Genomic DNA, 11176 nt, shown 5'->3' on the forward strand with positions numbered 1-11176 from the left:
ATAACCTAGGGCAAGTCGAGAATAAAAGCGAAAAAAACTTTTAAGAAGTATTAATTTTTTAGTACAATGGGGCAAGGATAGGGATAAGCTCAATTTTTCACTCTCGAACGAGGCTAAATGAAAAGTGCTGACTGTTTAACGGTATCCCCCGGGGAACCGCTTACCGATTGGCAAAAACTCGGATTAGATTTGGTGGCTCGTTGGCAGGGACGAGATGTTATCCTAGCGATCGATCTTACCGGTAGTGTTAACTTTAATGATGAAGGACGCACGCGCCTTGGTCAAATTATTCGCGATAGTTTAAAAAATAACGATTCCGTTTATTTAGTCCCCTTTGCTGATAATGTTCAACCGATTACAGAACCGATTTTAATTCGCGGAAGGGAAGATATAGACGCGGTTTTAAAGTCAATTCCTTGGCAATCTAGCCAAAGTGCTAAAAATACCGATATTCAGCGCGCAGAATGGCACGTTTATACTCGACTGGCACGCTTAAATCAGTGTCGTTTAACTGCCAATCAAGCTATCAAACCCCAGTCGGTAGTTTGGATTACCGATGCACCCCTTTCTACTGGTGCGGGGATTACTTCACAACAGTGGATAGAAACCCCAAAAAATAGCCCTTTTCGTCTTGCTAATTCTCCCGAAAGTTTGGAAAGACAAAACTGGCTTAATTCCCTACCAATTAATCTAAGAACCCAAGAAATTACCGCCACTAACGGCAATAAATATAAACTATCAGTTGTCGATATTGCTCCCACAGCACAAGAGTTTTGCACTCCCGCACCGGGAGGACAAGAAACCTGTTTGATTAATCCTTATCTCTTGAGTCAGTTATGGTTGCCAGCATTGGTAATTACATTAATGGGAATTGGGGGAATAGTAGCGAGTATTTTGGGAATTCGTCACTGGTTGCTGTTAAATACTGCTTGGACTATTGAAGTCTCCTCTAATGATGATGAAGATGAAACCCAAAAATATATTTTAAAAACATCCGAAAGAATTAACATCGGTGGTGAAGAACATAAGAAGAATAGCTTTTCTCATGCAGGGGAAGAAATTCGCTGCTATTTAGAAAGACGCGGCAATCAGTTATATCTGAAACCCACTAAACAAGCAGAGATTTTTTATCGAGGTAATCAACTAACTCAGGAGGTGAAGATAGATAAAAATTACCTGACTTTAACCTATCACCATAACCATCAAGATTTCGACCTACAAATTCAGATTAGCAAAAAATAACTCAGGAGATTTAAACTATGGCTAACACCAGTCAAACCCGCGCTATCAAACGGACAATTATCATCGGATTAGGTGGTACTGGTCGAGATGTGTTAATGAGAATTCGTCGCTTTATTATTGATAAGTATGGGAAGTTATCTAACCTACCCGTTGTCAGTTTTGTTCATATTGACACAGACAAAAATGCTTTCAATGGTTCGGGTTTACCCACAGGAAATAGCTATCACGGGGAAGAAATTCTTCTATCAGCTGCCGAAAGAGTATTCATTAATATGAATGCTCAGGATGTTAACAATCTAATCTATGAACTTGAACACCAAACCCTTTTTGAAAGTCCCTTTTCCCATATTGAAAGCTGGTTAGACCCAAGACTAAAAAAACAAATAACTGCCATTGAAAATGGTGCGGGGGGTATTCGTCCCGTCGGTCGTTTAGCTTTCTTCCATAACTATCAAAAAATTCAAGAGGCAATTGAAGCAGCGGAAAGACGAACTTCTGGTCATGAATCCTTTATGTTTAGCGGTAAAGTTAATGGTCAAAGTTTTAATGTCCAAGAGGGTTTAAATGTCTTTGTTGTCGGTTCTTTGTGTGGGGGAACTGGTAGCGGTATTTTCCTCGATGTGGCCTACACTTTGCGTCATATTTTACAACAAACGGCCGAATATACATCCTTTGGTTATTTGGTAATTAGTCCTAAACTTTATGGTGATGGGGCAATTATGAGAGCTAATACCTATGCAGCTTTGAAAGAGTTAGACCATTATACCAATGAAAGTAATTCCTTTCAAGTCTGTTATGATAAACAAAATTTCGTCCACATCGATGAAAAACGTTCTCCTTTTGATTTTGCCTACTTAGTTTCTAATCGCACTGCGGGAGATTACCGGATTAATAACAAAGGTAAATTATGTAATGTCATTGCTTACAAGATTTTCTTGGATTTTGCCGATGAGTTATCTCTCCCCATCAAAAGAAATCGGGATAACTATAAAGACCCGATGATTCGTAAAGATAATCATCCTTTTCAGATGTGTCAAGGTTATATCTCCTTTGGACTAGCGAGGATTTATTTTACTCGCGACCGAATTGTGCAGATTGGTCTCAATCGTTTTAGTCTCAAATTAATTAAATTTTGGTTAGAGGGATACGGTCAAAGTCCCAGTGGACAAGAGTTATTAAGTAAGTTCCTAGCTAATTGGAGTACCCAAAGTAATAAGGATTATTTTACTGCCAGATTGGAAGAAGCAACCCTAGAGAATAATAAAACTTTTTCCAAGACTTTAACCTCTTGGAAAAATTCCCTAGAGGAAGAAATATCCAATAGTCAAGATTTGGAGAATTTACCCCAAACCGTCAAGCAATCCCTAGAAAAAGAGTTTCGCAAAGTACAAGGAGGAGAAACGGATAGCAGTCGCGGAATCTGGTTAACTCTGACCCAACAAACTCAACCTAAGTTAATCGAAAAATTTAAGTCAGATATTGACAAATTTTTGGAGATTCTTCTTAATCCTGATAGCTTAGAATTTTCTTTGGAAAATAGCCTATCTTTTTTGGTCGCTTTACAAGTACAGATTAATACCTACAAGGGGAATCTAGAGGAATTATCTCAGGATAATAAAGGGTTTCATTCCTCGGAAAAAATTGATAACATTTGGCGAAATGTTAAACAAACTCTCGAAGATATAAACGGGAAAAAGTCTGTCTTCAAGATGTTCAATAAAAATGCCAATAGTGAGAGAATCAAAGCTGAGTTAAGAGACTACGTTCAAAGCGGACAAAAATTAATTCAGCAGAACTTTAATTTCAGCATCAATGGGGAATCCAGAAAGATTGTTGAAGCGATTCTCAAGCATATTTCTAGTCGAATGCTGCAGATACAACAACTGAAAGAAACCCTATATCAGCTAATCGCAGAATACGATAAATACGAACAGGAGTTAATGCAGTTAAATCTCGACGAGATGACTGGGGAAGGTATTTTCCCAGAGGAGAATATTGATAACTGTATCCCTGACAGTAACTCCCGAACTCAATACATTTCTGTTAGCCAAAAAGTCACCAATAATTTAGGCTATAATGCTTCCCTATTCAGTTTATTTAGCCAATCTTTTGTTATTGACAATGAAACTCTCAAAGAGACTCTAACAGCAACAATAGAGAAACAGTTTCAATCAGTAAGCACTAATAAAATTGATGCAGTAATTAAGCGATTTATGGGTCAATATAAACCCCATGATTTTCCTGAACGCTTGGCGCAAATTCTGCGAGAAGCTGATTTAATGTTACCCATAAATGTTAATGATGCTTACTATCGTTTGCATACAGATAAAGCATTACTAATTGGGACTAAGGACGATAATTCACCCACCATGCAAAGATTCATGAAGACTCTCGAATCTGATTTAAATATTAATCTGGGGACTTCTTTTGAATCAATTCAAACCGACGAAGAAATCCTAATTACCTACGAGTTTGGTGGGTTTCCCCTAAGAATCATTACTGATTTATCTGGGTTACAAAAAATCTATCAAGACCAAAAGAGAATAAGCATTTTACACAATGATTACAGGATAGATTTTGCTGATATTATCCCACCACCTGCCCAATTAATTGAGGAATTAGAGTTTATTTTCTATCCCGCAATTGCTCTCGGTTTACTAGAATACGATGAGGAAGATGATACTTATCAATTAGTCATCGAAGGCGATTTATTTAACAATAAGTCCATCATTGACATTAGCGGTAATTGGCGACTTGCTTTAGAACAATTTGCTTCTCGTAAGGACATGATTAATGCTTTACAGATACTGCTTAATCAGGCAAAAAATGAGATTTTGGCTAATCCTCCTCTATTATTTACTAACGAGGGTGATTATTTTCAGAACGTCAGCTATTTTGTCAACAATGTCAAAAATTTACCCGACCATCACCCCAATTCCCGCTACAAAAATAAGGTAGTTGGACAGAAAGCAAAGATTCAACAGGAGGCAAAAGAAGGAATTATTACCCGTTTTGTTAATCAACTAAAAATGGAACTAGAAAAACGTGCTGCTGAACAGAAAAAACTCGAAAGACAACAGCAAAAGCAACAAACTTTACTGGGAACAAACAATAACATTAGTCAACCCAGTTTACCCCCAGAGGTTAGCACTACTGATGAATGATAAAATTGAGCAATCTTAATAATGTTTCCCCAGCTATCTGAGGAAACATTCATCCCCAACTCTCTCTATCAACCACAATTCGAGGTATCCAATAACTATCATGGCATTACTTAACCTTTTTCCCCCCTATCTGATTGTTTTAACTCTAGTCTTGGTTATTTTTCCCACCGTCTTAGCTGTGGGAATCCGGATTACTCTTTATAAACATCTCCAAGATTCAACCCAAGAAGTCAAGAGCTTAATTGGGGAGAAAATTAAAAAGGGAAAAAGTTCCGAGAAGATACCTAAAATTATCTCTAATCTAAATCTAGAGAATAGATTTAAGATAGCTAGTAATCAACTAGATGATGTTAATACCGCAGCTTTGGTAGATGGTTTATACCATGAAGAACAATTTACTTTCATGTCTAAATCCCTCAGCTGCGAAAAATGGGATTATTTTGTGAGAGTGTTACCCAATCTCCTCCTCGCTTTTGGTTTGTTGGGAACTTTCTTCGGAATTACTCTCAATCTGACGGGAATCAGCACACTTATCGATATTAATAATGTCGATGTGCAAAGTTTAGGAGAAAAGCTCAAAACTCCCCTAGAAAGTATGGGGATTGCTTTTATCACTAGCTTAATTGGTTTAGCTTGTAGTTCTTTACTGACTGTGATTAACTTAATCTTTAATACCAACCTTGCTAAAGCAAATCTAATTAGTTCCCTAGAAGACTATTTAGATAACATCTTGCAGCCGACTGTAGAAGGGAATAGTCGCTTGGATAAAGCGGTTAATCGCATGGTGGATACACAGAAAGCATTTCTGACTAACTTTCATAAGAATGTGAAGATAGTATTAGAATCTTCTTTAGGAAAAGTTGCTAAAGAAATTGCTGATGGTAATCAGGAAACTGCTAAGTTAGTCACGCAGGTTTGTGAAAGATTAACTGAAACTGCGGGAACTTTATCTACCGGTGCGACGACTTTTCAGCGTTCAGCTTTTGAACTTAACGAGCAAGTACCAATTATCACGCAAGCAAACCGAGAGTTTACACAATCCTCTCAGGAACTAAAAAATAGTGTACTGCTTTTTAAACAAGCGTCAGAGTTAATTGAAAAAAGTAACTTCTCTGGTAATATCGAAAGGTTTACCGCTAGTTTAGCAGAAACCCAAGGGAGATTCTCTCAATCCACTGCAATACTAGAGCAGAATATCGGGGAGATTATCAGCAGTAATAAAAGAGCTAACGATTTAGCAGAACAAGTGTATTTAAATATCCAAGAATCTTCTCAAAAATTACAAAATAGTGCGCTAGGTTTTCTGGAAGCTTCCGAAAAAATCGAAAGTAGTCAATTTGCTGATAAGTTAGTGCAAGCAACCGCAGATTTAATGACTGCTCATCAACAGTTTGCCGATTCTACTACAGATTTAAACCAATCAACTCAATCTCTAGCTTCTTTAACTCAAGACTTCCAGCGTTCCATGACAACTATGGTTGAGTTAGGAATAAAAATTACTGACTTGAATCAAAAATCTGAGACAATCCTAGAACAAAATCAGCAACGCTCAGTCACCGAACAAGAAAAGTTATCTAACATTCAGGAAGAATTAGTAAAATTAATCGAAACTGTGAAAACCTATCAAGACAGTTTTAACTCCGAGTCGAAACAATTAGGAAATCAACTTATCAATCGTCTCGATGAAAGACTCTCCCAAACCTCCGATAAAATTCTCACTGCTTCCCATGGGATTGAGCGCTCTAGTAATAATCTCGATGTGACTAATGCTAACTTGTCTCGGTTAATTGATACAGTGACAGAGCAACTTACTCAAGTCAAGGAAAGCTTACAGTCTGAGTTAAACCTTTTAAGCAATAACTTAGGGATGGTAGTTGATGATAAATTAACTAAGAACTCAGAACAATTAAAAGCAGTTTCCCAATCTATTGAGAAAACAGCCAATCAATTTGGCAGCTTTAAATCAGATTTTTCTCAAGTAATTAACGCAGTGAACACCAACACCAGTCAATTAACTGCTAACTTAGAATCTTTGCGAGATAAGTTAGAGAAAGTTATCGCTAAGGAAAATAAATCGAATCAGAAAATGATTGAACATATTTATGGAGAAATTCACAAATGTTTAGCAGAACTGGAGAAAATTAACGATATGCGTTCTGACTTTTCTAACTTAAATAATAAGATGGAAGAACTTTCTGAATTTTCTAACTTAAAGGATAAGATAGAAAAACTTAAGGATGAGATGGAAGAACTTTTTAAGACAATCCCTAATCCTCCTCAAAAAAATGTTCAGGATGACATTAACACCATATTTGATAACTTCACTAACAAATTCTAAGCAATTATGTCTAGACGTACCTACTACCGAGATGAAGATAAATCGGTGGATGTTTATCCCGCATTTACCGATTTAATGTCCAATGCTTTCATGATTCTGAGTTTATTTCTCCTCTTGGCACTTTTTCAGTCCTATAATCTCATCAGCAAACTGGAGGAAGCTAACCGAAAACTGCAAACAGCAACCCCGATAGTTATCGATGAAAAATCAGGAAAATTCAAATTTCAGTCGGGAAGTGCTGAATTAAACCCCGCTTTAAAAACCTATATTCGTCAGCGCATTATTCCCGCTATCGAAACCATTACCAAAGACAGAGAAATCGACTTTATTCAAGTAATTGGACACACCGACGGACAGGGAATACAAAAGACAAGTAATCTCGATAAAAATATCGAATCGGTTGCCAGCAGAAAACAATCTGTTAAAATGCTAGTACCCGGTTCTAACACTGATTTAGGATTAATGCGAGCTTTAGCAGTAGTGCAAGAAATCGAAAGCACAGGTAAACTCAAAAACGTCAAATTTCGAGCTTTTTCCGCAGGACAGTTATACCTCCCATCGGGTAAATTAGCTGCGGTTAATCGTGACGCAGATGCAAGCAGACGCAGAATTGAAATCCGTTTTATTCCCCCCGGTAGAAAACAATAATTTATTCTATTTCTTCCACGGAATAATTAACCGTTTCTAGGGTGACATCCTCGTATAAATCCCGAAAAGATGCCGTCCGATTAATACTCTGCAAACTAAAACTTTCTTGCTGATAGGTTTGCAGAATCCATAAACCATGTTCACTCCGTCGAAAAGTTTCCACTCGTTGGTGTTTACTATTCACTAAGAGGTGGTGATTCGGTGGTAGTGATGGAGACTTAATCCTTTGCTTTGCTGGGTAAGCAACTCATATAAAGTTGATTTTGTCAAGGATTGTTAAGATGCGGTTACTCTGGTAGATATTGCCATAGACCGGATGAGTTGGGGAGCAATAAATATCTTAATGGTGAGTCTAATTTATGACAAGAGAGTCATCCCAATCTATGGGGAGATATTAGATAAAAAAGGAAGTGGTAATCTCGAAGAACAGCAAGGTAAAAAAATTAAGGATATGGGAATCAAAAAATATGTCACAAGACCATACTTTTTCTAGGTTTTGTCCTGTCCTCGGTACTCTATGCCCTCATCCGTTGCCGTAAAGCCCTCTGCTTGCGCTAATATTTGTAGATTGTGGGCTATGGAGGCGAAGGAATCGGCGGGATATTCGATCAAAGTGGCGGAATCGAGAAAAGTTTCCACTCCCACGGGACAACCTAAATAATCAGCCACCGCTTTTGGAGTAGTAGAACCAAGGAGAATAGTTCCCGATTGTCTCACAGAAGATAGCTTTTCCCAGGGTTCATCGATCATTAAGGATAAATGGGTAGGAGCAAAAAGATTCGATAATTCGATCGCTTTCTCCAATGATTCCACCACCACGATTAAACCATAATGAGCGATCGCTTTTTCCGTTAACAATCTCTGGGGATGTACCTGTAACTGTTTTTGTACTTCTTCCTGTACTATTAAAGCCAAAGCCTTATCCGTCGTCAATAAAATCGCTGCCGCTAGGGAATACTGTTCCGCTTGCGCTAATAGATCTAGGGCCAACTGTCTAGGATTAGCTTGATTATCAGCAATAATAACTAAATCAGAAGTAATAGAGAGGTAATCGATTTTTACATGATCAGAAACCAGTTTTTTAGCCAAATTAGTGTAAAAATCACCTATTCCGGCAATCATCTCCACAGGAGCGATCGTTTTTGTCCCGTAGGCTAAAGCGGCGATCGCCTGTGGTCCAGCCACCCGATAAATCTCACTAATACCCACCGATTGGGCTGCCACTAAAATCGCCGGATGGATGCGTAAATCCTCATCGGCGGGGGACACCATGACAATCCGTTTAACCCCCGCTATTTTGGCAGGAATCGCCTGTTGGAGCAATAAACTGAGATAGGCTCGTTTACCATCGGGAACGACAATTCCCACACTGTTAATCGGTTGATAACGTTTCCCTCGAACCGTACCATCCTCAGGAAACTGCACCCAAGCTTTGGGAAGACGCTGACGGTGAAAAGCCTCCATTTTTGCACAGGCAATAGCGATCGCATTTAATAAATCCTGGGACACCTGTTGATAAGCAGCATCGAGTTCCGAGCCACTCACCTTAAGTTGTTGTAGATTAAGGGACTGTTGGTAGAATTTTTCCGTGTAATCCACCAACGAGCGATCGCCAGTAAGTCGCACCTGATCGATAATCTCTCGGACAAGCGATTCTTTTTCCCGAATTTCCGGATCGTCGAATCGTTCCCGAATTCGTCTCAGTTCCGTTCTGGCTGACCATGGCTCTGTGATAATTCGCAACATCGAGCTATTATCCTCTAGGGGCGAAACGAGATTAAAAGGTTTTCACTTCTCACACTCTAGCTTATCGCTTTCAATCTTGACCGGGGAGGGAGACGAAGTCGGTTAATTTAGCCGTCAGGAGTCAGGAGTCAGGAGATAGGAGTCAGGAGATTATTTTTATTTTTTCTCCCCACACCCCACACCCCACACCCCACACCCCGCACCCCACTTCCCCACTTCCCGATTTCCCCAAGGTAACAAAACCAGATATTCTACTAAATAGTCGCCTATCACACCAGCCTGATCTCGTGGTCGTCCAATGCAGTTTGCCAAGATATTAATCGCCAATCGCGGGGAAATCGCCTTAAGAATCCTTCATAGTTGCGAAGAATTGGGCATTAGAACCGTTGCCGTCCACTCTACCATCGATCGCCATGCCCTTCATGTTCAATTGGCCGATGAGAGTGTTTGTATTGGTCCGCCTCCGAGCAGCAAAAGTTACCTAAATATCCCTAATATCATCTCGGCTGCCCTAACACGCAACGCCACGGCCATCCATCCCGGTTACGGTTTTTTGGCAGAAAACGCCCGCTTTGCCGAAATTTGTGCCGATCATCAGTTAACTTTTATCGGTCCGTCTCCCAGTGCTATTCTGGCTATGGGGGATAAATCTACCGCTAAAAAAACCATGCAAAAAGCGGGAGTTCCCACTATCCCCGGCAGTGGTGGTTTAATTACCTCAGAAGCGGAAGCAAAACGTATCGCTGATGACATCGGTTATCCTGTCCTGATTAAAGCCACCGCCGGCGGTGGAGGGCGTGGGATGCGTCTTGTCAAGAGTGCAGATGAACTAGGTAATATGTTAAAAGCCGCCCAAGGAGAAGCAGAAGCGGCTTTTGGCAATTCAGGAGTATATCTAGAAAAATTTATCGAATGTCCCCGACATATCGAGTTTCAGATTTTGGCCGATAGTCACGGTAACGTGATCCATTTAGGAGAAAGAGACTGTTCGATTCAGCGACGACACCAAAAACTGCTAGAAGAGGCACCCAGCACCTTCTTAACGCCCCATTTACGCTCAAAAATGGGTAATGCCGCTGTTAAAGCCGCTAAATCGATTAATTACGTCGGGGTGGGAACTGTGGAATTTTTAGTCGATAAACAGGGCAATTTTTACTTCATGGAAATGAACACCCGTATTCAGGTGGAACACCCCGTCACGGAGATGATCACGGGGATAGACCTGATCCGAGAACAAATTCTGGTGGCACAGGGCGAAAAACTGCAAATTAAGCAAGATCAGGTGATATTTAGAGGGCATTCGATCGAGTGTCGCATTAATGCCGAGGATCCCGATCACAATTTTCGCCCTCACCCCGGCAAAATTAGCGGTTATCTGCCCCCCGGTGGTCCGGGTGTCCGCATGGATTCCCACGTTTACACCGATTACGAAATCCCCCCCTATTACGATTCCCTAATCGGTAAATTAATTGTCTGGGGAGAAAATCGCGAAACTGCGATTAAACGCATGAAACGCGCTCTGCGGGAATGTGCGATCACGGGAGTACCGACAACTATTGATTTCCATCGTAAAATATTGGAAACTCCCGCCTTTTTAGCCGGAGATGTTTATACTAATTTCATCCAGGAACATCTCTTGCCCTAGGGCGTTACCATAAATTTTAGACGAGAGTAGGTTGGGTATAATAATGACAGTAGAAGTTAAATTTAACTCGTTTCAACTCAGCGATGAACAGTTCTTTCAACTTTGTCAGGATAACCGAGATTTACGCTTGGAACGCAACCCAAAAGGAGATTTAATTATTATGCCACCGACTGGAGGAGAAACCAGCAATTCTAACGCTGGAATCACTGCCCAATTATGGTTATGGAATAACCTACATAAATTAGGTGTAGTTTTTGATTCTTCTGGAGGATTTAAACTACCTAACGGGGCCGATCGCTCTCCCGATGCTGCTTGGATACCTTTAGAAAAATGGCAAGCTTTAACCCCGCAACAAAAGGAAAGATTTTTACCTCTATCTCCCGATTTTGTCAT

General features: G+C 39.9%; 7 protein-coding genes and 1 pseudogene. 6 read left to right on the plus strand and 2 right to left on the minus strand.

The window, feature by feature from the left end; all coding sequences use genetic code 11:
• Window positions 1-117: 117 nt before the first annotated feature.
• The 4 genes from IM507_RS22890 (at window position 118) to IM507_RS22905 (ending at window position 7392) form a co-directional block, all read left to right on the plus strand.
• Window positions 118-1242, plus strand: a complete 1125-nt coding sequence (locus tag IM507_RS22890; protein WP_002733215.1) for a vWA domain-containing protein — start codon at window positions 118-120, stop codon at window positions 1240-1242.
• A gap of 17 nt (window positions 1243-1259) precedes the next feature.
• On the plus strand, window positions 1260-4406 hold the full coding sequence (locus IM507_RS22895; RefSeq protein WP_287637792.1) for a tubulin-like doman-containing protein: 3147 nt from the start codon (window positions 1260-1262) through the stop codon (window positions 4404-4406).
• Window positions 4407-4506: 100 nt separating this feature from the next.
• Entirely contained in the window at window positions 4507-6744 is a 2238-nt protein-coding gene (locus IM507_RS22900; RefSeq protein WP_287637793.1) for a methyl-accepting chemotaxis protein, read from the plus strand.
• A 6-nt stretch (window positions 6745-6750) separates the two neighbouring features.
• Window positions 6751-7392: an OmpA family protein gene (locus IM507_RS22905; RefSeq protein WP_002733090.1), complete on the plus strand. Its 642-nt coding sequence runs from the start codon at window positions 6751-6753 to the stop codon at window positions 7390-7392.
• 1 nt (window position 7393) lies between these two features.
• Here the strand turns inward: IM507_RS22905 and IM507_RS22910 are convergent.
• Both IM507_RS22910 and hisD read right to left on the minus strand, forming a co-directional pair.
• Window positions 7394-7585: pseudogene (locus tag IM507_RS22910) on the minus strand (Uma2 family endonuclease); the annotation flags it as partial.
• 296 nt (window positions 7586-7881) lie between these two features.
• Window positions 7882-9138 carry a histidinol dehydrogenase gene (hisD, locus tag IM507_RS22915; protein WP_002734219.1) on the minus strand — a complete coding sequence of 419 codons (1257 nt, stop codon included), beginning with the start codon at window positions 9136-9138 and terminating at the stop codon, window positions 7882-7884.
• A 298-nt stretch (window positions 9139-9436) separates the two neighbouring features.
• On the opposite strand from hisD, the gene accC reads away from it, so the two are divergent.
• Together accC and IM507_RS22925 are read left to right on the plus strand one after the other, a co-directional pair.
• Window positions 9437-10783, plus strand: coding sequence for an acetyl-CoA carboxylase biotin carboxylase subunit (gene accC / locus IM507_RS22920; protein WP_069474404.1), 1347 nt, complete (start codon window positions 9437-9439; stop codon window positions 10781-10783).
• A gap of 43 nt (window positions 10784-10826) precedes the next feature.
• Window positions 10827-11176 (plus strand): Uma2 family endonuclease (locus IM507_RS22925; RefSeq protein ID WP_272071982.1); only part of this gene is annotated, 350 nt, incomplete at its 3' end.

Origin of the sequence: Microcystis sp. M20BS1, assembly GCF_020245305.1 — a bacterium.
In the GTDB taxonomy this organism is placed as follows: Bacteria; Cyanobacteriota; Cyanobacteriia; order Cyanobacteriales; family Microcystaceae; genus Microcystis; species Microcystis ichthyoblabe_A.